The organism is Paraburkholderia youngii (assembly GCF_013366925.1).
GTDB classification, from domain to species: Bacteria; Pseudomonadota; Gammaproteobacteria; order Burkholderiales; family Burkholderiaceae; genus Paraburkholderia; species Paraburkholderia youngii.
The window spans coordinates 712,554-736,194 of the sequence record NZ_JAALDK010000001.1; the positions used below are offsets into that span (position 1 = coordinate 712,554).

Genomic DNA, 23,641 nt, shown 5'->3' on the forward strand with positions numbered 1-23,641 from the left:
GGCCGGTGTGCTACACACCGGCCCGTTTTGCATTGATCCGTTCAAAGTGAAGCATTGTTACGTGTCGAAAGTCGATTGTTCTTCCGTACCCCTTCCAGAGCCGCTGCAGTGCGGCCGCTTCAAGCTGACGTTTGAACGCCCGTTGGTCATGGGCATTCTGAACGTCACTCCCGATTCCTTCTCCGATGGCGGCTTGTACGCGATGCGCGGCGATGCGCTGCGCCATGCCGAGCGCATGATGCTCGAGGGCGCGGACATTATCGATATCGGCGGGGAATCGACGCGTCCTGGCGCGCCGCCGGTGCCGCTCGACGAAGAACTGGAGCGCGTGATACCCCTCGTCGAGCAGCTGCGTGGCGCGAATGTGCCGTTGTCGGTCGATACATACAAGCCGGAAGTGATGCGCGACGCGTTGAACGCGGGCGCCGACCTGATCAACGACGTCTGGGGCTTCCGCATGCCCGGCGCGATCGACGCGGTGCGCGACAGCGACTGCGGCCTTTGTGTAATGCATATGTTAGGTGAGCCGCAGACCATGCAGCGCGGCGAGCCGCACTATGCCGACGTTGTCAGCGAAGTGCGCCAGTTCCTCGAGGAGCGTGTCGCGACTTTGCAGCAGGCGGGGATTGCGCGCGAGCGAATCAGCGTCGATCCGGGTTTCGGCTTCGGCAAGATCGTCGTCGAGCACAACTACGCGTTGCTTGCGCATCTGCGCGACACGGCGCCGCGCGCCGCGTCGCCATATCCGATCCTTGCGGGCATGTCGCGCAAATCGATGGTTGGCGCGGTGACAGGGCGGCCGGCGCCGGAGCGCGTGGCCGGCAGCATCGCCGCAGCGGTGTGCGCGGCCGAGCGGGGCGCCGCGATTCTGCGCGTACACGACGTCGCGCAAACAGTCGATGCATTGAAAGTATGGGCAACCCTGCGCGACGCTGCCAAGCAGAGCCGCGCGCACGGTTGAGCCCGCAGCCAGATACAGGGAGAACAAATATGGCACGTCGTTACTTCGGAACGGACGGCATTCGAGGCAAGGTCGGGGAAGGCCCGATCACGCCGGAATTCGTGTTGCGGCTCGGCTACGCGGCCGGCAAGGTGCTCGCGGGCGCCGATCAATGGGCGAAGACAGGCGCTCGCCCGACCGTGCTGATCGGCAAGGACACGCGCGTCTCGGGCTACATGCTCGAAGCCGCGCTCGAATCGGGCTTTTCGGCGGCCGGCGTCGACGTGATGCTGGCCGGCCCGATGCCGACTCCCGGCATCGCCTATCTGACGCGCGCGCTGCGGCTTGCCGCGGGCGTCGTGATCAGCGCGTCGCATAACCCGTACTACGACAACGGTATCAAGTTCTTCTCGGCCGACGGCAACAAGTTGCCGGACGACGTCGAGGCGCAGATCGAGGAGCAGCTCGAGCTGCCGCTCGCTTGCGCGGCTTCCGAGCAGTTGGGCAAGGCGCGTCGTCTCGACGACGCGGCCGGCCGCTACATCGAGTTCTGCAAGAGCACCTTCCCGGCCGCGTACGACCTGCGCGGCATGAAGCTCGTCGTCGATTGCGCGCATGGCGCCGCGTACGACGTCGCGCCGCACGTGTTCCATGAGCTCGGCGCGGAAGTGATCCCGATCGGCGTCTCGCCGAACGGCTTCAATATCAACGACGGCGTCGGCGCGACCGCGCCGGATGCGCTGGTGCGCGCGGTGCGCGCGAACCACGCGGACCTCGGTATCGCGCTCGATGGCGACGCCGACCGTTTGCAGGTAGTCGACGAGTCCGGCCGCCTGTTCAACGGCGACGAGCTGCTGTACGTGCTGGTCAAAGACCGTATCGCGACCGCCGGCCACGTGGAAGGCGCGGTCGGCACACTGATGACCAACATGGCCGTGGAGGTCGCGCTGCAGAGAGCCGGCGTCAAGTTCGTGCGCGCCGCGGTCGGCGACCGCTATGTGCTCGAACAGCTTCGCGAACACGGCTGGCAGCTCGGCGCCGAAGGTTCGGGCCACATTCTGTCGCTCGATCGCCATTCGACCGGCGACGGCATCGTGTCCGCTCTGCTCGTGCTGGCGGCGATGCAGCGCAGCGGCAAGTCGCTCGCGGATCTGCTCGACGGCGTCACGCTGTTCCCGCAGAAGCTGATCAACGTGCGCATGAAGCCCGGCGCGGACTGGAAGGGCAGCGATACGATTCGTAGCGCGATCAAGGTGGCCGAAGGCGCGCTCGACGGGCGCGGTCGCGTCCTGATCCGCGCGTCGGGCACCGAGCCGGTACTGCGCGTGATGGTAGAGGCGCAGAACGTCGCGGACGCGCTCGAGCATTCGGAAGCGATTGCGCAAGCCGTGCGGGTAGCAACGGCCTGATCTGTTCCCCAACAGGCGGCGGGCGGCGGCGACCGCTTGCGGCCTGACGGTCGCTCCGAGAGCTCCGGCGACCCGCGTGCCATGACCTTCGTCGCCGGCTTCACCCCAATAAATCCCCACGCTGCAGCCGCCAAAAGGTCGGTGCATCCCGCACCAAAATGTCTCTCCGCACCGAGCGCAAACGTTCGCGCCCCGTCTTTTTCGTCTAACTTGAAAAATGCAATGCAACGAGCATCGCAATCGCGGCAATTCGCCGGCTCCCGAACCTTTCATTGGGTAATGTGACTGTCACATCTGATTCACGATCAGTCACGTTTTTGTCATAAAGAGACCCTAAGCTTCGCGGTGTTCGAGTTTCCCGCTCACACCACACGCTCACACTCCATTGGAGGTCTCATGAAATTGATGCAAACCGTGTTCGCTGGCGTCGCTGGCGCGCTTTTCGCAATCGCAGCGCAAGCCGCAGACATCACCGGCGCGGGCAGCACGTTCGCGGCACCGATTTACACGAAGTGGGCCGACGCTTATCAGAAGACCGGCGGCGGCAAGGTTAACTACCAGGGCATCGGGTCGTCGGGCGGCATCAAGCAGATCGAGGCGAAGACCGTCGATTTCGCTGGTTCGGACGCTCCGCTGAAGGACGACGAACTCGCGAAGCAAGGCCTGTTCCAATTCCCGACGGTGGTCGGCGGCGTGGTGCCGGCAGTCAACGTGCCGGGCGTGAAGCCGGGCGAACTGGTGCTGTCGGGTGAAGTGCTCGGCGACATCTATCTCGGCAAGATCAAAAAGTGGAATGACCCGGCAATCGTCGCGCTGAACGCGAAGGTCAAGCTGCCGGATCTGGACATCGCCGTGGTGCGCCGCGCCGACGGTTCGGGCACCAGCTTCATCTGGACGAACTACCTGTCGAAGGTCAACCCGGAATGGAAGACGAAGGTCGGTGAAGGTGCGACGGTCAACTGGCCGACCGGCACGGGCGGCAAGGGTAACGACGGCGTCGCGGCATTCGTGCAGCGTCTGCCGGGTTCGATCGGCTACGTCGAATGGGCCTACGCCAAGCAGAACCACATGAACTACGTCGCGATGAAGAACGAAGCTGGCGCAGTGGTTCAGCCGCAGACGGACACGTTCAAGGCAGCGGCTGCTGGCGCTGACTGGTCGAAGTCGTTCTACCAGATCCTGACGAACGAGCCGGGCAAGAACGCATGGCCGATCGTCGGCGCGACGTTCGTGCTGCTGCACACGACGCAGGAAAAGGCACCGCAAGGCGCGGAAACGCTGAAGTTCTTCGACTGGGCGTTCAAGAACGGCGGTCAGGCTGCGAACGATCTGGACTACATCTCGCTGCCGGAATCGGTCGTGTCGGAAATCCGCACGCAGTGGAAGCAGAAGGTCAAGGATTCGGCAGGCAAGACGCTCGCCGAGTAACAGGCGTAAGCTGGCGCGGTATGTCTGAATCGCGCCTCGTAGCACCCCGGCCGTCCTCGTACGAGGACGGCCTGTGACTTTCACGCGGCACGCGCCGCATGCATCACCGCCCGCCCGACAAGTGTCGTCCGGCAACTGGAAACAGGTCCCTCAGGCTCTCATGTCCGATATTCATTTAGCGTCCGGCACGAGCCGGGCCACTCCGCCTGGCAGCGCGTCGCAGCAAAAAGCGCCTGGCCGCTCCGGCGATGTGATCTTCGGCGGCCTCGCACGCCTTTCCGCGATCGTCACGCTGCTGCTGCTCGGCGGCATCATCGTGTCGCTGATCATCGCCTCGATGCCGTCGATTCGCGAGTTCGGTCTCGCGTTCCTGTGGACGGCGGTGTGGGATCCACCCAGCAAGCAATTCGGCGCGCTCGTGCCGATCTACGGCACTCTCGCGACGTCGATCATCGCTCTCATCATCGCGGTGCCCGTCAGCTTCGGCATCGCGCTGTTTCTGACCGAACTGTCGCCCGCGTGGCTGCGTCGGCCGCTCGGCATCGCGATCGAACTGCTCGCCGCGATTCCGTCGATCGTGTACGGCATGTGGGGCCTGCTCGTGTTCGCGCCGATCTTCGCGGTGTGGTTCCAGAAGCCTCTCGGCGCGGTGCTCGGCGGCATTCCGATCGTCGGTGCGCTGTTCTCGGGTCCGCCGATCGGCATCGGCATTCTGTGCGCGGGCGTGATCCTTGCGATCATGATCATCCCGTACATCGCGGCGGTCATGCGCGACGTGTTCGAAGTGACGCCGGTGCTGCTGAAGGAATCGGCCTACGGTATCGGCTGCACGACGTGGGAAGTGATCTGGAAGATCGTACTGCCGTACACCAAGACCGGTGTGATCGGCGGCATCATGCTGGGCCTCGGCCGCGCGCTGGGTGAGACGATGGCGGTCACCTTCGTGATCGGCAACACCAATCTGCTCGACAATATTTCGCTGTTTTCGCCGGGCAACAGCATCACGTCGGCGCTCGCCAACGAGTTCGCGGAAGCGGACCCGGGCCTGCACACGTCGGCGCTGATGGAACTCGGCCTGATCCTGTTCGTGATTACATTCATCGTGCTGGCGATTTCGAAAATCATGCTGCTGCGTCTCGAGAAAGGGGAGGGCGCGAAATGAGCGGGCCGTCCCTGAATATGCCGGGTCTGAAGGACCCCGCGACGCTCGAAGCGATGCGCGTGCGTCTGCAAGGGCGCCGTCGGATGACCAACGCGATCGCGCTGACGCTGTCGCTCGCGGCGATGGCGTTCGGCCTGCTGTGGCTCGTGTGGATTCTCTATACGACGCTGCATCTCGGGATCGGCGGTTTGTCGGTCGAGCTCTTCACGCAGTCGACGCCGCCGCCGAACACCGATGGCGGCGGTCTTGCGAATGCGATCGTCGGCAGCCTGTTGCTGGTCGCGCTCGCGACCTTCGTCGGCACGCCGATCGGCATCATGGCGGGCGTCTATCTCGCCGAATACGGCCAGAAGGGCTGGCTTGCGAACCTCACGCGCTTCATCAACGACATCCTGCTGTCGGCGCCGTCGATCGTCATCGGTCTATTCGTCTACGCGCTCGTCGTCGCGAAGATGGGCCACTTCAGCGGCTGGGCCGGCGTGCTCGCGCTGGCGCTTCTGCAGATTCCGATCGTGATCCGCACGACCGAAAACATGCTGAAGCTCGTGCCGAATGCGATGCGGGAAGCCGCGTTCGCGCTCGGCACGCCGAAGTGGAAGATGGTGCTGTCGATCACGCTGAAGGCGTCGATCGCGGGCATCGTTACCGGTGTGCTGCTCGCCATCGCGCGGATTGCCGGCGAAACCGCGCCGCTGCTTTTTACCGCGCTGTCGAACCAGTTCTTCTCGGTCGATATGGGCCAGCCGGTCGCGAACCTGCCGGTCACGATCTACAAGTTTGCGATGAGCCCGTTCGCGCAATGGCAATCGCTCGCGTGGGCCGGCGTCTTCCTGATCACGCTCGCGGTGCTGGGACTGAATATCCTCGCGCGCACGATCTTCTCGAACAAGTAAGGGCGGAGTGAATCCGATGAACATGGCAGAAACCCAACTCAATCCGGTCGGGCACGCAACCGCGCCCGCGGGCTCCGACCCCGAACACAGCGCTCACGCGCAAACGCCGTCGCGTCCGAAGATCGAAGTCAAGGATCTCAACTTCTTCTACGGCAAGTACCACGCGCTGAAGAACATCAATCTGCAGATTCCCGAAGGCAAGGTGACCGCGTTCATCGGCCCGTCGGGCTGCGGCAAGTCCACGCTGCTGCGAACCTTCAACAAGATGTACGCGCTGTATCCGGAGCAGCGCGCGGAAGGCGAGATCGTGATGGACGGTGAAAACCTGCTGACTACGCGCCAGGATATTTCGCTGTTGCGCGCGCGCATCGGCATGGTGTTCCAGAAGCCGACGCCGTTCCCGATGTCGATCTACGACAACATCGCTTTCGGCGTGAAGATGTTCGAGAAGCTGTCGCGCTCGGAAATGGACGACCGCGTCGAATGGGCGCTGACCAAGGCGGCGCTGTGGAACGAAGTGAAGGACAAGCTCGGCCAGAGCGGCTACGGTCTGTCGGGCGGCCAGCAGCAGCGTCTGTGTATCGCGCGCGGTATCGCGATCCGCCCCGAAGTGCTGCTGCTCGACGAGCCGTGCTCGGCGCTCGACCCGATTTCGACGGGCCGTATCGAAGAACTGATCGCCGAACTGAAGAGCGACTACACGGTCGTGATCGTCACGCACAACATGCAGCAGGCGGCCCGCTGTTCGGACTACACTGCCTATATGTACCTCGGTGAACTGATCGAATTCGGCGACACAGAAAAAATCTTCATCAAGCCGGTCCGCAAGGAAACCGAGGACTACATCACCGGCCGCTTCGGCTGATCCGCCGGGCAATACAACGGAGTACGACATGTCCGATAAACATCTGTCCAGCCAGTTCGACGCCGACCTGAACCTCGTTTCGTCGAAAGTGCTCGAAATGGGCGGCCTCGTCGAATCGCAGATCGTCAACGCGATGCAGGCGCTCAACGAATTCGACCTCGGTATGTGCGAGCAGGTCATCGCCGCCGAAGACCGTCTGAACAAGATGGAAGTCGAGATCGACGAGGAGTGCAGCAACATCATCGCGCGCCGTCAGCCGGCCGCGCGCGATCTGCGCCTGCTGATCGCGATCTCGAAGACCATCACGAACCTCGAGCGCGCCGGCGACGAGGCCGAGAAGATCGCGAAACGCACCAGGCGTCTGATGGAAGACGGCGCCTCGCGCACCATCAACATCGCCGAGATCAAGCTGTCCGGCGAGATGGCCGTGTCGATCCTGCGCCGCGCGCTCGACGCGTTCGCGCGTCTGGACACGGTCGCGGCCGCGCAGATCGTGCGCGACGACAAGGCGATCGATGAGGAATTCCGCGCGTTCGTGCGCAAGCTGATTTCGTATATGACCGAAGATCCGCGTTCGATCTCGGTGGGCCTCGACTTCCTGTTCATCGCCAAGGCGATCGAGCGGATCGGCGACCACGCGAAGAACATCGCCGAATTCATCATCTACATCGTCAAGGGTACCGACGTGCGGCACCAGTCGCGCGACGCGCTCGAACGCGAAGCGCTCAGCTAATCCAGAGATAAGGAACAGAGGTGCCGATGCCCAGCAGCATTCTCGTCATTGAAGATGAGCCCGCCATTTCCGAATTGATTTCGGTCAATCTTCAACACGCCGGACACTGCCCGATTCGCGCGTACAACGCGGAGCAGGCGCACAACCTGATCAGCGACGTGCTGCCCGATCTCGTGCTGCTCGACTGGATGTTGCCGGGCAAATCGGGCATTTCGTTCGCGCGCGATCTGCGCAACAACGAGCGCACGAAGCATATCCCGATCATCATGCTGACCGCGCGGGGCGACGAGCAGGACAAGGTGCTCGGCCTCGAGATCGGCGCCGACGACTACGTGACGAAGCCGTTCTCGCCGAAGGAACTGATGGCGCGCATCAAGGCGGTGCTGCGCCGCCGCGCGCCGCAGCTAACCGAAGACGTGGTCGCGATCAACGGCCTGAAGCTCGATCCGGCCACGCACCGCGTCGCGGCGCATGCGGAAGGCAGCGAGATCAAGCTCGATCTCGGCCCGACCGAATTCCGTCTACTGCATTTCTTCATGACTCACCCGGAGCGCGTGCACAGCCGCACGCAACTGCTCGACCAGGTGTGGGGCGATCACGTGTTCGTCGAAGAGCGTACCGTCGACGTGCATATCAAGCGTCTGCGTGCGGCACTCAAGCCGGCCGGGTGCGATGCTATGATTGAAACGGTACGCGGCAGCGGCTACCGGCTGGCGAAGAGCGCCTGACAGCCGTCGTCGGCGGCGCACTGCACTGCGTAGCTGTTGAGCCGCCGCACCTCCTTCCTGCGCAGTATTTTCTCTTCGATCGCTAGACCATGAACATCATCTGGGCGCGCTCCATCGTGTCCGTCGTGCTGCTTGCTGTTCTGTGCGCGGTGGTCGGCGCACTGGTGAACATTAAGGCAGGGCTCGCTCTCGCCATCGTCATGCTGCTCGCACAGAGCGTCTTCAGTACCTTCCATAAGCAGCGTCTGTGGCGTCTGCTCGATGCGCCGGTGTACGGCGAAGTGCCGAGCGCCCCCGGCATCTGGGGCGAAATCTACTACCGTCTGCACAAGCTCGCGAAGCGCTGGCACGCCCAGGTGCGCCAGGTCGAGCAGCAGCATTCGCGTTTCATCCAGGCGATCCAGGCGTCGCCGAATGGCGTCGCGATGCTCGACGATCACGATCAGATCGAATGGTGCAACGCGATTTCCGAAAGCCACTTCGGGCTCGATGCGAAGCGCGATCTGCGCCAGCACATCACGCATCTGGTGCGCCATCCGGATTTCGTGCGCTATCTGAATTCGCATCGGTACGAGGAAATGCTGATCATGCGCGGCATGGGCGACAAGCGCCAGAACGTGCTGTCGGTGCAGGTGTTTCCGTATGGCGACAATCGCAAACTGGTGCTGTCGCAGGACATCACCGAACTCGAGCGCACCGATGCGATGCGGCGTGACTTCGTCGCCAACGTGTCGCACGAACTGAAAACGCCGCTTACCGTGCTGTCCGGTTTTCTCGAGACGATGCGCGAGCTGCCGTTGGGCGAGGCCGAGCGCGCGCGCTATCTCGACCTGATGGAGCAGCAGGCGTCGCGCATGCGTCATATCGTCAGCGATCTGCTGGTGCTCGCGACGCTCGAAGGTGACAACAAGCCGCCGAGCGATCAGATGATCGACATGCAGGCAGTATTGCGGCATCTGCGCGACGACGCGCAGAGCCTGTCCGGCGATCATCACAAGATCGTCTTCGAAGCCGACGAAGCGTTGACGGTAACCGGCGTCGAAACCGAGATTCTCAGCGCGTTCGGCAACCTGGTGACGAACGCGATCCGCTACACGCCGGACGGCGGCTCGATCAAGGTCACCTGGCGTGCGCAGGGTGGCCATGCGGTGTTCTCGGTCATCGATAGCGGCCTCGGCATTCCGGCCGCCGATATTCCACGACTCACCGAGCGCTTCTATCGCGTCGATCGCAGCCGTTCGCGCGACACGGGCGGCACCGGGCTCGGTCTCGCGATCGTCAAGCACGTATTGCAACGGCACGATGCGCAACTCGAAGTGAAGAGCGAAGAAGGGCGCGGCAGCACGTTCACGGTGCGTTTTCCGGTGTATCGGACCGCGCGCTGCCAAACCGCGCAGGTTTGAGTGCGGCAGCCGTCCGACTGGTCGATCCAGCAAAAAACCGCCTGAAACAGGCGGTTTTTTTATGCGCGCGGATTGTCAGGTGCCCGCCGTCGCGGCGAGCACCCGCGACGCGGGCGACTACGAACAGAACTTGCCGAGCAGGCTCATCTGCGCATTGCGCGACGCCTTGCCCGGCCGGCGCCGGCGATAGTGACCATCGCTTTGCATCAACCAGGCCGACTGGTTGTCGCCGAGAAACGCCGATAGCCCTTCCGCGATCACGCGCCGTTTCAGCCGCCGGTTGTTGACCGGGAATGCGACTTCGACGCGCCGGAACAGATTGCGATCCATCCAGTCGGCGCTCGACAGATAGACCTGCTCCTTGCCGCCGTCGTAGAAGTAGTAGATGCGATGATGTTCGAGAAAGCGCCCGACGATCGAGCGCACCGTGATGTTCTCGGAGAGTCCTTGCACGCCCGGCTGCAGCGAGCACACGCCGCGCACGATCAGATCGATCTTCACGCCGGCCTGCGCTGCTTCATACAGCTCGGCGATCACCGTCGGCTCGAGCAGTGCGTTCATCTTCGCGACGATGCGCGCCTTCCTGCCCGCCCGTGCGTGCTCGGCTTCCTTGCGGATCGCTTCGACGAGGTTCGGGTGCAGCGTGAACGGCGACTGCCACAATTCGTGCAGCTTCAGCTCGCCGCCGATGCCGGTCAGCTGTTGGAATACATGGTGCACGTCCTCGCAGATCTTCTGATCGGCGGTCATCAGACCGAAGTCGGTATAGAGGCGCGCGGTGCGCGGGTGATAGTTGCCGGTGCCGAGGTGCGCGTAGCGCTTCAGGGTCGACTTGCCGCCCGCCAATACGCGTCGCACGATCAGCATCATTTTCGCGTGGCACTTGTGGCCGACCACGCCGTAGACCACGTGCGCGCCGACCGCTTCGAGCTGCGAGGCCCAGTTGATGTTGGTTTCTTCGTCGAAGCGCGCGAGCAGCTCGACGACCACCGTGACTTCCTTGCCGTTGCGCGCGGCCTGCATCAGCGCGTCCATCAGCGGCGAGTCGGTGCCGGTGCGATAGATGGTCTGCTTGATCGCGACCACGTTCGGGTCCTTGGCCGCCTGCAGCAGCAGCTCGAGCACCGGCTGGAAGCTCTCGTACGGATGATGCAGCAGCACGTCGCCCTGATCGATCACGTCGAACATGCTCGTGCTGTTGGCGATCTGCGTCGGCGTCGACGGAATATGCGGTACGAACTTCAGATCCGGCCGGTCGACCATCTCGGGCAGCTGCATCAGCCGCACCAGATTGACGGGGCCGTTCACGTAGTAGCAGTCCTTGTTCGACAGACCGCTTTCGTCGAGCAGGCGCCGCACCACGTGCGCGGGCGTGTCCGCCGACACTTCGAGCCGCACCGCATTGCCCAGATGCCGCGCCGGCAGTTCGCCCTGCAACGCGACGCGCAGATTGGTGATTTCGTCTTCGTCGACGAACAGTTCGCTATTGCGGGTGATGCGAAACTGATTGCAGCTGCGCACGACGAGGTTTGGAAACAGTTCGCCGACGAAGCGTTGCAACAGCGAGCTCAGCAGCACGAAGCCGTGCGGATAGCCCGACAGTTCCTGCGGCATGCGCACGAGCCGCGGCAGCGCCCGCGGCGCCTGCACGATGCCCATCATCGCCTGGCGGCCGAATGCATCCTTGCCTTCGAGTTCGACGACGAAGTTCAGGCTCTTGTTCAGCACGCGCGGAAACGGATGGGCGGGATCGAGACCGATCGGCGTCAACACCGGCAGCAGTTCGTCGACGAAGTAGTTGCGTGCCCATTCGGTCTGCGCGTCGCTCCATGCTTCGGTGCCGTGGAAATAAATACCTTCCTCCTCGAGCGCGGTGAGCACCGTGTCGTGCAGCATCGTGTACTGGCGATGCACGAGCTTCTGCGCACGCTCGACCACGAGGTCGTACACGTGTTGCAGCGACATGCCGTCCGGCGACAATGCGCCGGGATTGTCGCGCATCTGTTCCTGAAGGCCGGCCATGCGGACTTCGAAGAATTCGTCGAGATTGCTACTGGTGATGCAGATAAACCGGAGACGTTCGAGCAGGGGGACGGCGGGATCGGCGGCTTGCGCCAACACGCGCTCGTTGAAACCCAGAATGCCCAGCTCGCGATTCAATAAGGGATAGCGGACGGACATCGGTGGCGAGATTGGAATGTCTGAAATGGCGACGGAAAGACGCTCGGAAATTCTCACGATTTGGTGACGTCCTGATGACATCGGCGATGTTTTAAACATTTTATGCCGCAATCGTCGGCTGTCGTCAATATGACGCGTTACCTATGCGACGATACCGAACTCCCTGCGCCGCGAGGTGACACCGTGAAGGCTGCTACGCTTAGAATGGCGTCTTTGAACAGTGCGGCCGGCCGCGACGCGCACCATGCGTCGAAGGGGCCGGGCAGGCGCGTGGCGCTGCCAGCGTCCGCCGCCACGCCCGCGGCCGCAGCCGCCGCGCTCGCGCGCATGGAGTACGCTTACCCGATGGTCACTATCCCTCATCTCCTCGCCGCCGTGGATCTCGGTTCGAACAGCTTCCGGCTCATCGTGGGCCGGGTCGAGGAAACCGACGCGGGCAGCCAGATCTATCAGGTCGACGCCTTGCGCGAGCCGGTGCGGCTCGCGGCCGGGCTATCGAGCGACAAAATGCTCGATCGCGCCTCGCAGGTGCGTGGCTGGGATGCGCTGAAGCGCTTCGGCGAGCGTCTGCGCGATTTTCACCCCGACCACGTGCGCGCGGTCGCGACCAATACGCTGCGCATCGCGAAGAATGCGGGCGAGTTTCTCGGCGAAGCGCAGGCGGCGCTCGGTTTTCCGATCGAAGTGATCGCGGGGCGGGAGGAAGCGCGCCTGATTTATGCAGGCGCCGCGCACTCGGTGCCGGCGAGCGCGGGCAAGCGGCTCGTCGTCGATATCGGCGGCGGTTCGACGGAATTCATCATCGGCTCGCACTACACGCCGATCAAGATGGAGAGCCTGTATATCGGCTGCGTGAGCCATAGCCGTACGTTTTTTCCGGCCGGCAACGTCGACGAATACACGATGCGTCAGGCCGAGCTCGCCGCGCGCCGCGAAATCCAGATCATTTCCGCCGAATACAAGAAGACCGGCTGGGAGCAGGCGATCGGCTCGTCGGGCACCGCCCGCGCGCTCGCCGAGCTGGTCGAGGCGAACAATTTCAACGATGCCGGCGTCACGCACGGCATTTCGCGCGGCGGCCTCGAGCGGCTCAAGCGCGCGCTGATCAAGGCCGAAAACGTCAACCGGCTGAAACTGATCGCACTGAAGAGCGACCGCGTGCCGGTGCTCGCGGGCGGCCTGTCGATCATGATCGCGGTGTTCGACGAACTGGGCGTCGACTATGTCGACACCACCGACGGCGCGCTGCGTCTCGGCGTCATGTACGACCTGCTCGGCCGTTCGCAGCACGAGGACATGCGTACGGTGACGGTCGGGGGCTTCATGCGCCGCTATGGCGTCGATCGTGCGCAGGCCGGGCGTATCAGCGATCTGTCGACGAGCCTCTACGACCAGTTCATCGAACCGGACGAAGAACGCCGCGCGGAAAACCGCATGTTCATCGGCTGGGCGGCGTCGCTGCACGAAATCGGGCTGTCGATCTCGCATAGCGCTTATCACAAGCATTCGGCGTATATCGCAAGCAACGCCGACATGCCGGGCTTTTCGCGCACCGATCAGGCGCGGCTCGCCGCGCTCGTGCTCGGCCACGCGGGCAAGCTCGGCAAGCTGTCGCAGACGCGCGACGTCGAATGGCCGCTGCTGTTCTGCCTGCGGCTCGCAGCGTTGCTGTGCCGTCGACGCGCGGACGTCGGCCTGCCGGGTATCACGGTTGCTCAGGCGAACGGCGGTTACGAGGTGCGTTTGCCGAACGAGTGGGTCGCCAACAATCCGTTGACGGACTACAGCCTGATCCAGGAAGCAGCGGAGTGGGAGAAAGTCGGGATTCCGTATCGCGTGGTTTATACGGACGATTGACGCGGCGCCGATCGGCGCACGCTTCGATTCGCAGCGTGCGCGTGCACAAAAAAGCCCTGCAAATGCAGGGCTTTTTCGCTTCTCAGGTGATGCAGCTTATCGCGGCAACGCATCGCCGAGGAAGTGTCGCGCGTAGCGGGCGTTGATATCGGACAGGCGGAACAGCGTCAGGAAGTCCGCGGTATTGAAGTCGGGGTCCCACGCCGGTGCGCCGCAAATCTTCGCGCCGAGTCGCAAGTAGCCCTTCACGAGCGGCGGCGGCGCGACGGCGGCGCCGGTCTGCAGGTCGTCGACCGGCAGCGGCGTATGCGGGAACGCGCGATATTCGGGCGCGGTCAGCGCGTTGTCGCGCAGCGAGCAATACAGGTTCGCCGCATAGTGGCCGCCGTCGGCCATCGCGACGCTCGCGCAGCCGAGCATCGTCTCGTAGCCGTTGTGCTTCATGTACGCGCCGAGCCCTGCCCACAGCGACATGATCACCGAGCCGCTGCGATAGTCGGGATGCACGCACGAGCGGCCGACCTCGACCATCTTCGCGCGCAGATGCGTGAGACGCGACACGTCGAACTCGCTTTCCGCATACAGACGGCCGATGCGCGCGGCCTGATGCGGCGGCAATGCGCGATACGTGCCGACTACTTTCAACGTGTCGAGATCGCGTACCAGCAAATGATCGCAGTACGAATCGAAGGCATCGACGTCGAGGCCGGCGGGGCCGCTCAAGCGCGCGCCCATTTCGTCGGCGAAGACGCGATAGCGTAGACGCTGCGCTTCACGCAGCTCTTCGTCGGTACGCGCCCACGACACTTGCAGGCGATGCTGCGCGGTAACCGTTTCCTCGGCGCGCGGCAGACGGCGCGGTTCGAAAAGCGAGGCGAAGGGCAGGGTGGGCGTCGGCAGTTCTCGCATTGGCTGTCCTGGTCGAAAAGAGGGAGGATTTCTTTTTTCGCCAATGTAGTAACGCGCGGTGACGCTCGCATGGCAAAGCTGTGACGATTGGATGACTGCCCGTAAGCCCTCGCGTGTGTGCCTGTCAAGTCGGACGCGTCGCGCGACGCGTGCGCTCAGATCAGATCGGGACTGATGGCGGCGCGCAACACTGCCTCCTCTTCGCCGTGGCGCTCGCGGCTCTCGATCCACCAGATGCCCGCTTTTTTCAGCGGCCAGCTCGCGCGGCTGTCGCCGAGCAGCTGCGCGGCGACGTGGCCGAGCGTCGGTTGATGGCCGACGATCACCACGGTCTGCGCGATGCCGCCGGGCCAGCCGGCCGCTTCGAGGACATCGTTCGCGCTCGCGTTTGGCGCGAGTTCGCGCACGACGCGATACTGGTCGCTCAACGTCTCGGCGGTCTGGATCGTGCGCACCGCGGGGCTCGCGAGGACGACCGCGTCCTCGGGTAGGCGGGCGCGCAGCCATTTCGCGGCGTTCTGCGCCTGCTTGCGGCCGCGCGTGGTGAGCGCGCGCGCGAGATCGCTCGCGGCGACATCTTCTGCTTCGGCATGACGCCAGAGGATCAGGTCCATGGGAGTCTCCTTTTGAGCGGCTTGGGATGGCGTTGCGGCGGGTCTGCGCGGCTTGGCAACGAGGTGCGTGCGCAAGCACTGTCGCATGCACGGATGATGGTTTGCAAGGCGAGTGCCTGATGGATCGGCTGTCGGTGACCCGCACGAACAGGACGCCCGGCAAAGCGCCGCCGCCGACGCGAAGCGCGAGGCGGTACCTGAACGAAGGTTCTAAAAGGCACTTTCCAAGACCGAAACGAGCCTGAGCGAACTCGCCCTGTTTCGTCCAACTTGATGATCATCCGGTTATGATCCGTCACCCTCAGGCATTCGCTGTTAAGCGGCGCACGATTCAGATCGTATCGGGTTCAATATCGGGCGGAAACGCGTCCTTCGACACTCCGTTCAGGCTCATGTGCCGGTGGACAACGCTTTTGTCTGTCTCATCGAAAGCTGAAGAGATTTTGGGCGGTCGCCCATGTACGGACTGCCTGTCGCACGGTAATTATCTGACTGCTGTCAACTCCGGCAGCGACTTCAGATGGACCAACGACACACCTATGTCCCTGTCCGTATTTGAGATGCACTCCGTGGAGCTGTTCTGCCAGCGGCCATCGGGTGCCTGTTATGTCATCTGTGACGAGTGGCACTATAAAGCGTGCCTTGGCAAGGCAGCAGACCGTCAGAAGGCCAGGGCGGAGACCCGGGAATTTCTTGAGATTGCCGAACTCAATCACAGCAAGTGGGAGCAGGACCGGAAGCTTGTCAGGAATCTCCTTGACAGTCACTGGCTGTTTTTTCATAACGTGCGGGACCGTAACCCTGACACCGATGGCTGGTGGGTCATCCTTGCTCTTCTCGAAGAGGTTCGCCGGGGCAAACTGCTTGCCATTCGAGGTCCGCGTAATAGCCTGTTTCCGTCACCCTACAGCAGTACGCCGTTAAGGGATCCCATAGCGAGGACCGGCAGTCACCCGGACGGCGAACCCATTCTGTCCGTCCAGTATGATCCGGCCACCTGGCAAGCCCGGCTGAACGCTGCGCGCGCAGCCAGAGCGGGCAATAGAGTCGCATCAACGCTGCTTGGCGATGCGCGGCCGGTCGACTATCAGCCAGAGGCCCTCAGCGACGATACAGAAGAACTCGCGGCGAGCACGAACAATCCGAACTACGCGGCGAAAATGCTGGGATATGACCGCGACACGTTTGGCGACATGATTCATGCGATGAAATATGATCTGAAGCTGCGAGGCGATGACAATGTCATTTGGCACGATAGTGGGGACGTTGAATTTAGAAAAAACATCATCGCAATATGCACGACTATGCAAACTGATCTTCATACGATGAACGTACATCAACTCGCACATGCATCATTTTCGATAGCCGGGGATGATTTGGATCCCGATGTTTGGACCAGATATTTCGGCGTTTCGCCGGACACGGCGATAGTCAAGGGGAAGCGGTTTTTGACGCCGTCGGGGCGATTGAGTAGCGTGCCGGGGCGTACTGGCGTATGGGGGGTGAGAAGCAAAGCCGCCGTTCATAGCGACTCGCTGGAACCGCACCTCCGCTACCTTATTGATCGCCTGAATTTGCCGCGAGATGACCTGCGCCAGCTACTCGCAGACAAGGGCGCACAGATGCGTTTCTTCTGTTATTGGGACAACGAGAGGGGCGACCGCGTGCCTGATGTGCCCGACGATATTCGCACCATGATGGAAGCCATGGGCGGCACCGTTGAGATTGATGAATATCGATAGAGCCTCGCTAGCAGATTTTAGGCGAGGGATCGCGACGAAGGCCGATTCGCGTTGGTCGAATTTGCCTACACAGCGCCTGGACGGACCCAGAAAGCAAAAAGCCCAGCCGGTTAAGGCTGGGCTAAGTGCTTGATTCCAATGGTCGGAGCGAAAGGATTCGAACCTTCGACCCTCTGATCCCAAATCAGATGCGCTACCAGGCTGCGCTACGCTCCGACGAATCCGAGAGTATAGGGGGTACGGACAGGAGCGTCAATGCCTTGGCTTGCGCTTGCTCGGCGGTGAGCTATATACGCCCCATCAACAGCAGAATGATCACGACGATCAGGACGACGCCGACGAGCCCAGTCGGTCGATAGCCCCAGCCACTGCTATACGGCCAGCTTGGCAATGCGCCGATCAACAGCAGGATGAGCACGATTAGCAGGATGGTTCCGACGGTCATGGCGTTCTCCTTTTCGAAGGGCCGCGAAATCGCTGGCCGCATCGTCACGCTGGTTTGGCGCATTGCGCGCCGCGACAATCGACGCGCGTATCGCGCGCCTGTTGTTGGATCGGAACCCGCAAGGCATGTGCCAATCACCGATGAAGATCAATGCGGCGAGGCCTTGGACGAAGGTGAAAAAAGGAGGGAGCGGCGCGCGTAGCGTCACCGTTTGCTGTAGGTATGTCCAAGGAATTGACAAGGGATTGCGCACGTGCAGCGGACGACGACGCGCGCGGCGCATGCATGCGCCGCAACGCCGGTCATCGCATCACCGAGCGGACGCGCAACTGAGGCACTGCGATGTGCCGGTGCCCCGGTTAGAGGGACTCGATCCGAGTTCGAAGATCACCCGCGTCAATGCCGTGGACGCCTCCAATGCGGCATATGCAGATGCTGATGCGTCCAGTGATGCAGCATGCCCTCGCCGTCGTGTTCTCGCCGGTAGGCCCGCGATTCGAAAATCGACAACGCCACCAGCACGATCAGGCCTATGGCGAGCCCGACCAGGCCCGCGATCGATTCACCGTCCATGGCAGTCTCCCGGTAGGTTCAGCCATGAACCCATAGTAGCGCAGGTCTGGCGAAATCTCACGAAATGGAACGACCGCGGCACGAGCCGGCGTGATGGCGTCGCGGAACGCGCTTTGCGGGTAGACTCTCGGCGCGCCGGCGGACGTCCGCCATCCTATTTGTCCCGGAGAAGATTGCAAAATGACCCGCGTTCTGACTGTTGCCTTGCTGTTATGCGCCGGCGTCGCCGGCTGTGCGGACAATCCGTCCGCGCATCGCGGCAGCCCGCCACATGATCCCGCCGACTACCACGGCGTGCCCACCGACGATCGGCCGCCCGCGATGGTGCCCGCGCCCGTCGCAATGTGAGCGCTCGTCGAAGTGAAAACGATCGGGAAAGGGCGGGGCGGGAAAAGCGAAGCGCCGGCGCGGGCACGCCGGCACTTCTGACCCGTGCCGACTGTTCTCGCGGAGAGCACGGGCTGAAAATATTCTAGGACGCGCGCTCGTTATGCGATATGTATGCGCTTGTTTCAAGCCGTAACGTTCCGTCGTCCGCCGAACAGCCAACGGAGCGCGGCCCACCGCGCTACTACGCCGCCGCAATCCCTCGCGACACGCCCGGCAGGTAGCGCGCGAGCGTCGCGCCGCGCGTGGCCATGAAGATCAGCAGCGCGATCCACAGCCCGTGATTGCCGTGCCACGCGAGCAATGCCCACGATGCCGCCACGAACACCACGAGCGACACCACCATCGCCATCATCAGTTCGCGCGTGCGCGTCGCGCCGATGAACACGCCGTCGAGCAGGAAGCCCCACACCGAAATGACCGGCGACAGCGCCGCCCACGGCAGATAGGTTTCGGCTGCGGCGCGCACGGCGGCCTGATCGGTGAGCCGCTCGATGATCCATGCGCCCGCGCCCCAGTACACGAACGAAAAGCCGATCGCGCCGAGCGCCGACCATAGCGCGGTGACCTTGACCGCCTGCGTGAACGCGTGACGATCGCGCGCGCCGATCGCCGCGCCTACCAGCGCCTCGGCCGCATGCGCGAAACCGTCGAGCCCGTACGCCATGAAGGTCTGGAAATTGAGCAGCAATGCGTTCGCGGCGAGCGTCGCGTCGCCTTGCCGCGCACCGAGATGCGCAAACCAGCCGAACGACGACAGCAGGCACAGCGTGCGCACGAAAATGTCGCGATTCAGCACGACGAGCCGCTTCAGCGCGGCGGCGTCGAACAAGGCGGCGCGATTCAGCGCGGGCAGGCCGCGCGGCCTGCCGTGCCATAGCAGCGCGAGGCCGAGCACGAAGCCGAGCGCGTCGGCAGTCGCGGTAGCCGCGCCGATGCCAGCCACGCCCCAATGAAACGCGTACACGTACAGCAGCACCGCGACGATGTTCACGCTGTTGATGAACACCTGCGACAGCAACGCGAGCCGCACCCGCTGCGTGCCGAGCAGCCAGCCCAGCACCACGTAGTTGCCGAGCGCGAGCGGCGCGGCCCAGATCCGCGCGTGGCAATAAACCTGCGCGTGCCGCTGCACGGCGTCGCTGCCGCCGATCGCTCGCAGCGCGTAGTCGATCAGCGGTTGCTGCACGAGCAGCACCAGCCCGCCGATCGCAGCCGCCATCAGCAGCGCGCGCACGACGCTGTTGCGCAGCTCGTCGCCGTGGCCCGCGCCGTGCGCCTGCGCGACGAGGCCGGTGGTGCCCATGCGCAGGAAGCCGAAGCCCCAGAACACGAAGTTGAAGAAGAGGCCGCCGAGCGCGACGCCGCCGAGGTACGAGGCACTGTCCAGATGACCAGCGACGGCGGTATCGACCGCGCCGAGGATCGGCTGCGTCAGATTCGCGAGGACGATCGGGAACGCGAGCGCGAGCACCCGGCGATGCCAGCGCACCGGCAGCGCAGGCGCGCTGGCCGAATGCGCGGCGGTTTCGGAAGGCTGGGCGGGGGGCATGCCGGCGTCGGGGCTCCCGGCGTCGGGCGTCCCGGCATCGGACGTCCTCGCGTCGCTCAAGAGCGCTCCTGTACGCACACCCACGGCGAGACGACGACCGCCCACAGCTCGGGGTCGCGCGCGGCGAAATCGGCGGCCGTCTCCGACTGCACGCGCTCGACGAGGCCGGAAGACAACCATTGGGCGACCTGGGTGGTGTCGTCGTTGGCGATCGCTTCGGCGACGCTCACGAGATCAAGGTCGCGCGCGACGTGCAGCAGGATGCCGCGCGCAAAGAAACGTTCGAGTTCGCTCCAGCCGATCTTGGCGGTTTCGCCGAGCAGCTTCGCGTACAGGGGGCTTTGGGGGGCGTCGTTGGAAGTCATCGTAGGCGGGGTCGGACGGGGCCGTCACTATAAACCATTGGCGCAGACCGCCGGGCCGCGTGGCGGGCTTGCGCAACGCGCCGAGCGGGTCTTTTAATGCATCGCCGGACTGAGTCGGATTCTGAACCTGGATGCCGGCGGATTCAACGACGACGGCGCACGAGCCTTGCCGCCAATCAGCGTCCGATTAATCGTCCGAATATTCAAACTTGAAACGCGAGTTTGAATGCGGTTTCAGCATTGCCGCTGGAATTGTTGATGTTAAAACTTTCGCTATTGCGAATTTGTTGTGATGAAATATCGAGGATTATTCGAAAGTGTTGGCGCGACTAATCGATGCGTTACGTGCGTTTCCGCACCAAGTTTATATTCGCAAGCGAAAACGGTTTATTGGCGAACGAGTTAGTCTTATTCGGACAGATGTCTTTCCTCTGCCGTTTTGTGGGGAATTTTCTTTGATCGGCCAGGAACATTGACTGGTGCGAGCCTCGGGGAATCCAGTTTGAATGACCTGGCGGGTTGCGTATCCCGGCTGCGGCGCATTTAGCCGGTCGCATTTCGACATTTCCGATTCACGGATTGCGTAATCCGTACGCCGTGTAACATTGACCGCAAAATTATTGGATTGCGCTTGTAAATGCAGATTGTTAGATTTCGTTCTGGCGCATGGTGAACCGGTCCTTTGCCGATATGCGCCGAACCCCCGTTAGCCCGGCTTCGTGCCGGGCTTTTTTTTGAACGGATTTACGCGGGTGTTTAACCACTGCGGCGATCTTCACCGCGAATTCACACACACGGCCGATGATGGACGATTATTTTTTGCGGCGCGAGGCTCATCACCGGGGTTGATCATCTTTGTCGGAGTATGGATGATCGCGCTCGCGTTGCTGCTGCGTTTCGCCGCTCGCATCGATTCGCGCTCGGGACGCCGGCGACGCCACTAAGCGGTGACGCTATCGCGCTGGGCGGCCGCGCGCACCGCACGGTGTGCCTCCTTTACTGCTTGCAGCGAATGACCATCGAACGGTTTTTCACATTCGCGCCGAAAATCCCGCCGATCGTGCCGCCGGACGTCGCGCCGTTGTCGACGTCTTTCGACACCACGTCGTACCCGTAGTTGCCGCAGGTTTCGCCCGCGCGCTTGTAGCACTCGGCCCAGCTCGTGCTCGCGTCGCTGCCGCTGCAGTTGATCGCGAAACCCGTGTCGCCGCTCGGCAGATAGGTCATCGTGGTCGTGGTCGAGCAGCCGCCGAGGCCGCCGAGCGTCAGGAGGCCGAGACTGATCGTTGCGGCCGTCGCGACGCGCGCCAATGGGCTTTTCATTTCAGATTCCTTGCAAATAACGGAAGGGCGTGGCGCGCAGCCACGCCGCTTCGAATTGAGCGTTTATAGCACGGCGGGTTCCCGCGCCTGCCGCCGCTAGCGCGGCGGCAGTTCCTTGGACGGATCGATCGAGCGACCCTGGTAGCGCAGCTCGAAATGCAGCATCACGCGATCGGTATCGGTGTCACCCATTTCGGCGATTTTCTGGCCGCGCTTGACCGATTCGCCTTCCTTCACGAACAGCGCGCGGTTATGCGCGTAAGCGGTCAGGTAGTCGGCGTTGTGCTTGAGGATCAAAAGATTGCCGTAGCCGCGCAGACCGTTGCCCGCATAGACCACGGTGCCGGGCGCCGCCGCGACGATCGGTGTGCCGGCCGCCGCGGAAATATCGATCCCCTTCGAGTTGCCGCCGTCGAAACGGCGGAATACGGTGCCGTCGGCCGGCCAGATCAGTGAAAGCGGCGCGGGCGCGGTGGCCGGCCCAGTGTCCGCCGGCGCGGGACGCGGCGCGGCCGACGCGCTCGCGCTGCCGCTGCTGCTGCCACCACCACCGCCGCCGCTACGGATTGCGCCGCTCGTCGACGCCGTTCCGCTCGGTGGCGCGACACGCAGCACCTGGCCGACCTCGATGTTGTCCGGATTGGTCAGGTTGTTCCAGCGCGCGATGTTCTGCACCGATTGCCGGTTGCCGCGCGCGATTTTCGACAGCGTGTCGCCCCGTTCGACCCGGTAGTAGCCCGGCGCCACTGGCGCCGACCCGCACGCGGCGAGCAGCGCGAACAACGCCGCGCAACCGAGTCGTTTGATTCTTGTCGTTTCCAGCATTGGACCTCGCAAAGCGCTGCCGCGCGCCGATCCCGATCACGCGGCACAGACAGACAAAGCGTTCGATTCTAATGGTTTTGTGTTGCGCCCCCCGGCGAGGGGGCGAGGGGGCGGGCGGCCGCTTCGAGCGGCTCGCCGCCGCCGTCGGCGTATCAGCTGGTCTTCTCGACGCTAATGCGCAGGGCCGCCGTCTCGGTTTGTCCCGGCTCGAGCCAGCGCAAACCGCGGCCGTTATGGATCGCATCCGGCAGCCCGAGCCACGGCTCCACGCAGTAGAAGTCCGACTGCGGCGTTTCAGTCCACGTCGTGACCGAGTACCAGGGCACCGAGCCAGGCCGCTGCAGATCGATCGTAATCACGCGATTGATGCCCGCCGCTTCGACCCGCACCGGTCGATCGGGCGTGCCGCTCAGGCAATGGAAGCGGTCGTAGATGCGGTCTTCGTCGAGCGTGTAGCTCGCTTCGCCAGGCTCGGCTGGGCTGATCGAGCCATCCCCGAGCTGGCGGCAGCGTTCAGTGCGCGGCAGCTCGATCGTCGTCTGCGCGCGCTGCGTGTGCGGCAGCGTGAAGTAGAAGTGATGGCCGGCGTAGTAAGGCAGGCGCGTGTGGCCGGTGTTGGCGGTGGTCAGCGTCACGTCGAGCGTGCGCGGATCGATCAGCTCGTAAGCGGCCTCGAAGCGAAAGCCGAACGGATAGACGGCGCGGGTCGCTTTGCTGTCGGTCAGAACCATGCGCAGGCCGGCGCCGTGCACGTCGGCGTGGGGCTCGAACGGCAGGTCGCGCGCGAAACCGTGCATCGGCATCTCGCGCACGGTGCCATGCGCGTCACGCCAATAGCCGATCTTGCCGTCGACGAAGTGACGGCCGAGAAACGGAAACAGCAGCGGATTGCCGCCGCGAATCCGCGCGGGGACGCTCCAGTCGGCGTGCTCGGGCCAGTGGATCACCTCTTCGCCGTCGATCGTCCACGACAGCAGGCGGCCGCCGGCTTGCGGCGAAAAGCGGAGCACGGAGGCGTCCTGGGCGATCTCGAGAATGTCCTGTTCCGGGGAGAGGGGCATGGTCAGTAGGTAGCCAGATAGAGGTTGAGGGTCGTGCAAAGCGGTCGGCCGCGTCGGCCGACGCGATCCGCATTGAAGCGGCGTTTTGCGCCACTCGCCGCGACTGCGTCACCCGTGGTGAAACCGCGATTTTGCGCTGCTTTGCGCTACGGGGAAACCCTTCCCGGGAAATTGCGGGTGTCGGAAAAGGGCGAATCCTATTGATAATCCGTCTGAGCGTCCGGTCCATCCGACTCCCGGGCGAAT

At 63.4% G+C, this 23,641-nt stretch carries 22 protein-coding genes and 1 tRNA gene; 12 read left to right on the top strand and 11 right to left on the bottom strand.

The features are described from left to right. The first annotated feature begins 61 nt into the window (after positions 1–61). The 9 genes from folP (at position 62) to phoR (ending at position 9,561) form a co-directional block, all read left to right on the top strand. Positions 62–961 carry a dihydropteroate synthase gene (gene folP, locus G5S42_RS03425; RefSeq protein ID WP_309235006.1) on the top strand — a complete coding sequence of 300 codons (900 nt, stop codon included), beginning with the start codon at positions 62–64 and terminating at the stop codon, positions 959–961. Positions 962–990: 29 nt separating this feature from the next. Further along, positions 991–2,349, top strand: coding sequence for a phosphoglucosamine mutase (gene glmM / locus G5S42_RS03430; protein WP_176105540.1), 1,359 nt, complete (start codon positions 991–993; stop codon positions 2,347–2,349). A 396-nt stretch (positions 2,350–2,745) separates the two neighbouring features. Continuing rightward, positions 2,746–3,777, top strand: coding sequence for a phosphate ABC transporter substrate-binding protein PstS (gene pstS / locus G5S42_RS03435; RefSeq protein ID WP_176105541.1), 1,032 nt, complete (start codon positions 2,746–2,748; stop codon positions 3,775–3,777). A 160-nt stretch (positions 3,778–3,937) separates the two neighbouring features. Beyond that, positions 3,938–4,939, top strand: a complete 1,002-nt coding sequence (gene pstC / locus G5S42_RS03440) for a phosphate ABC transporter permease PstC (protein WP_176105542.1) — start codon at positions 3,938–3,940, stop codon at positions 4,937–4,939. Beyond that, positions 4,936–5,832 (top strand): phosphate ABC transporter permease PstA, encoded by an 897-nt coding sequence (gene pstA, locus G5S42_RS03445; protein WP_176105543.1) that lies wholly within the window; start codon positions 4,936–4,938, stop codon positions 5,830–5,832. Before pstC ends, pstA begins: the two co-directional genes overlap by 4 nt. Before the next feature lie 16 nt (positions 5,833–5,848). Next, the gene (gene pstB, locus G5S42_RS03450; RefSeq protein WP_018433457.1) at positions 5,849–6,697 is read left to right on the top strand and encodes a phosphate ABC transporter ATP-binding protein PstB; all 849 of its coding nucleotides are present in this window, start codon (positions 5,849–5,851) and stop codon (positions 6,695–6,697) included. A 28-nt stretch (positions 6,698–6,725) separates the two neighbouring features. Beyond that, complete coding sequence (gene phoU, locus G5S42_RS03455) at positions 6,726–7,430, top strand: phosphate signaling complex protein PhoU (protein ID WP_176105544.1); 705 nt, start codon at positions 6,726–6,728, stop codon at positions 7,428–7,430. Between the two features lie 26 nt (positions 7,431–7,456). Then, entirely contained in the window at positions 7,457–8,158 is a 702-nt protein-coding gene (gene phoB / locus G5S42_RS03460) for a phosphate regulon transcriptional regulator PhoB (protein WP_008922879.1), read from the top strand. Between the two features lie 89 nt (positions 8,159–8,247). After that, positions 8,248–9,561: a phosphate regulon sensor histidine kinase PhoR gene (gene phoR / locus G5S42_RS03465; protein ID WP_176105545.1), complete on the top strand. Its 1,314-nt coding sequence runs from the start codon at positions 8,248–8,250 to the stop codon at positions 9,559–9,561. Positions 9,562–9,678: 117 nt separating this feature from the next. On the opposite strand, the gene ppk1 is transcribed toward phoR, so the two are convergent. Further along, positions 9,679–11,742: a polyphosphate kinase 1 gene (gene ppk1, locus G5S42_RS03470; protein ID WP_176110308.1), complete on the bottom strand. Its 2,064-nt coding sequence runs from the start codon at positions 11,740–11,742 to the stop codon at positions 9,679–9,681. Positions 11,743–11,946: 204 nt separating this feature from the next. On the opposite strand from ppk1, the gene ppx reads away from it, so the two are divergent. Continuing rightward, positions 11,947–13,599, top strand: coding sequence for an exopolyphosphatase (gene ppx / locus G5S42_RS03475; RefSeq protein ID WP_176105546.1), 1,653 nt, complete (start codon positions 11,947–11,949; stop codon positions 13,597–13,599). Between the two features lie 96 nt (positions 13,600–13,695). On the opposite strand, the gene G5S42_RS03480 is transcribed toward ppx, so the two are convergent. Next, positions 13,696–14,508 carry a GNAT family N-acetyltransferase gene (locus tag G5S42_RS03480; RefSeq protein WP_013089997.1) on the bottom strand — a complete coding sequence of 271 codons (813 nt, stop codon included), beginning with the start codon at positions 14,506–14,508 and terminating at the stop codon, positions 13,696–13,698. 155 nt (positions 14,509–14,663) lie between these two features. Next, positions 14,664–15,122 (bottom strand): SixA phosphatase family protein, encoded by a 459-nt coding sequence (locus G5S42_RS03485; RefSeq protein ID WP_176105547.1) that lies wholly within the window; start codon positions 15,120–15,122, stop codon positions 14,664–14,666. Between the two features lie 539 nt (positions 15,123–15,661). Between G5S42_RS03485 and G5S42_RS45670 the strand changes: the two genes are divergently transcribed. Further along, positions 15,662–16,864: a DUF4279 domain-containing protein gene (locus tag G5S42_RS45670; RefSeq protein WP_376776862.1), complete on the top strand. Its 1,203-nt coding sequence runs from the start codon at positions 15,662–15,664 to the stop codon at positions 16,862–16,864. Positions 16,865–17,003: 139 nt separating this feature from the next. Here G5S42_RS45670 and G5S42_RS03500 read toward each other — a convergent pair. From G5S42_RS03500 to G5S42_RS03510, 3 genes are all read right to left on the bottom strand, one after another. Then, positions 17,004–17,080, bottom strand: a tRNA-Pro gene (locus tag G5S42_RS03500). A gap of 70 nt (positions 17,081–17,150) precedes the next feature. Further along, positions 17,151–17,309 carry a DUF3309 family protein gene (locus G5S42_RS03505; RefSeq protein WP_176105549.1) on the bottom strand — a complete coding sequence of 53 codons (159 nt, stop codon included), beginning with the start codon at positions 17,307–17,309 and terminating at the stop codon, positions 17,151–17,153. Between the two features lie 396 nt (positions 17,310–17,705). Next, complete coding sequence (locus G5S42_RS03510) at positions 17,706–17,882, bottom strand: hypothetical protein (RefSeq protein ID WP_176105550.1); 177 nt, start codon at positions 17,880–17,882, stop codon at positions 17,706–17,708. Positions 17,883–18,062: 180 nt separating this feature from the next. On the opposite strand from G5S42_RS03510, the gene G5S42_RS03515 reads away from it, so the two are divergent. Continuing rightward, positions 18,063–18,230: a hypothetical protein gene (locus G5S42_RS03515; RefSeq protein WP_176105551.1), complete on the top strand. Its 168-nt coding sequence runs from the start codon at positions 18,063–18,065 to the stop codon at positions 18,228–18,230. A gap of 223 nt (positions 18,231–18,453) precedes the next feature. Here the strand turns inward: G5S42_RS03515 and G5S42_RS03520 are convergent, their stop codons facing one another. The 5 genes from G5S42_RS03520 to G5S42_RS03540 form a co-directional block, all read right to left on the bottom strand. After that, positions 18,454–19,821, bottom strand: coding sequence for an MATE family efflux transporter (locus tag G5S42_RS03520; RefSeq protein WP_176110310.1), 1,368 nt, complete (start codon positions 19,819–19,821; stop codon positions 18,454–18,456). A gap of 56 nt (positions 19,822–19,877) precedes the next feature. After that, on the bottom strand, positions 19,878–20,186 hold the full coding sequence (locus G5S42_RS03525) for a DUF2288 domain-containing protein (RefSeq protein ID WP_013089991.1): 309 nt from the start codon (positions 20,184–20,186) through the stop codon (positions 19,878–19,880). Positions 20,187–21,182: 996 nt separating this feature from the next. Beyond that, on the bottom strand, positions 21,183–21,509 hold the full coding sequence (locus G5S42_RS03530; RefSeq protein ID WP_018433468.1) for a hypothetical protein: 327 nt from the start codon (positions 21,507–21,509) through the stop codon (positions 21,183–21,185). A gap of 96 nt (positions 21,510–21,605) precedes the next feature. Further along, a complete protein-coding gene (locus G5S42_RS03535) occupies positions 21,606–22,334 on the bottom strand; it encodes a peptidoglycan DD-metalloendopeptidase family protein (protein ID WP_176105552.1) in 729 nt (242 codons plus the stop codon). Between the two features lie 152 nt (positions 22,335–22,486). Then, a complete protein-coding gene (locus tag G5S42_RS03540) occupies positions 22,487–23,395 on the bottom strand; it encodes an aldose epimerase family protein (protein ID WP_176105553.1) in 909 nt (302 codons plus the stop codon). Positions 23,396–23,641 lie beyond the last annotated feature (246 nt).

Coding starts and splice junctions, on each gene's coding strand:
- glmM (WP_176105540.1), top strand. CDS start 991: ATGGCACGTCGTTACTTCGGAACGGACGGCATTCGAGGCAAGGTCGGG.
- G5S42_RS03485 (WP_176105547.1), bottom strand. CDS start 15,122: ATGGACCTGATCCTCTGGCGTCATGCCGAAGCAGAAGATGTCGCCGCG.
- G5S42_RS03480 (WP_013089997.1), bottom strand. CDS start 14,508: ATGCGAGAACTGCCGACGCCCACCCTGCCCTTCGCCTCGCTTTTCGAA.
- G5S42_RS03525 (WP_013089991.1), bottom strand. CDS start 20,186: ATGACTTCCAACGACGCCCCCCAAAGCCCCCTGTACGCGAAGCTGCTC.
- G5S42_RS03505 (WP_176105549.1), bottom strand. CDS start 17,309: ATGACCGTCGGAACCATCCTGCTAATCGTGCTCATCCTGCTGTTGATC.
- G5S42_RS03510 (WP_176105550.1), bottom strand. CDS start 17,882: ATGGACGGTGAATCGATCGCGGGCCTGGTCGGGCTCGCCATAGGCCTG.
- G5S42_RS03540 (WP_176105553.1), bottom strand. CDS start 23,395: ATGCCCCTCTCCCCGGAACAGGACATTCTCGAGATCGCCCAGGACGCC.
- phoB (WP_008922879.1), top strand. CDS start 7,457: ATGCCCAGCAGCATTCTCGTCATTGAAGATGAGCCCGCCATTTCCGAA.
- G5S42_RS03535 (WP_176105552.1), bottom strand. CDS start 22,334: ATGCTGGAAACGACAAGAATCAAACGACTCGGTTGCGCGGCGTTGTTC.
- ppx (WP_176105546.1), top strand. CDS start 11,947: ATGGCGTCTTTGAACAGTGCGGCCGGCCGCGACGCGCACCATGCGTCG.
- pstB (WP_018433457.1), top strand. CDS start 5,849: ATGAACATGGCAGAAACCCAACTCAATCCGGTCGGGCACGCAACCGCG.
- G5S42_RS45670 (WP_376776862.1), top strand. CDS start 15,662: ATGTCCCTGTCCGTATTTGAGATGCACTCCGTGGAGCTGTTCTGCCAG.
- pstS (WP_176105541.1), top strand. CDS start 2,746: ATGAAATTGATGCAAACCGTGTTCGCTGGCGTCGCTGGCGCGCTTTTC.
- phoR (WP_176105545.1), top strand. CDS start 8,248: ATGAACATCATCTGGGCGCGCTCCATCGTGTCCGTCGTGCTGCTTGCT.
- pstA (WP_176105543.1), top strand. CDS start 4,936: ATGAGCGGGCCGTCCCTGAATATGCCGGGTCTGAAGGACCCCGCGACG.
- phoU (WP_176105544.1), top strand. CDS start 6,726: ATGTCCGATAAACATCTGTCCAGCCAGTTCGACGCCGACCTGAACCTC.
- G5S42_RS03515 (WP_176105551.1), top strand. CDS start 18,063: ATGACCCGCGTTCTGACTGTTGCCTTGCTGTTATGCGCCGGCGTCGCC.
- G5S42_RS03530 (WP_018433468.1), bottom strand. CDS start 21,509: ATGAAAAGCCCATTGGCGCGCGTCGCGACGGCCGCAACGATCAGTCTC.
- pstC (WP_176105542.1), top strand. CDS start 3,938: ATGTCCGATATTCATTTAGCGTCCGGCACGAGCCGGGCCACTCCGCCT.
- ppk1 (WP_176110308.1), bottom strand. CDS start 11,742: ATGTCCGTCCGCTATCCCTTATTGAATCGCGAGCTGGGCATTCTGGGT.
- G5S42_RS03520 (WP_176110310.1), bottom strand. CDS start 19,821: ATGCCCCCCGCCCAGCCTTCCGAAACCGCCGCGCATTCGGCCAGCGCG.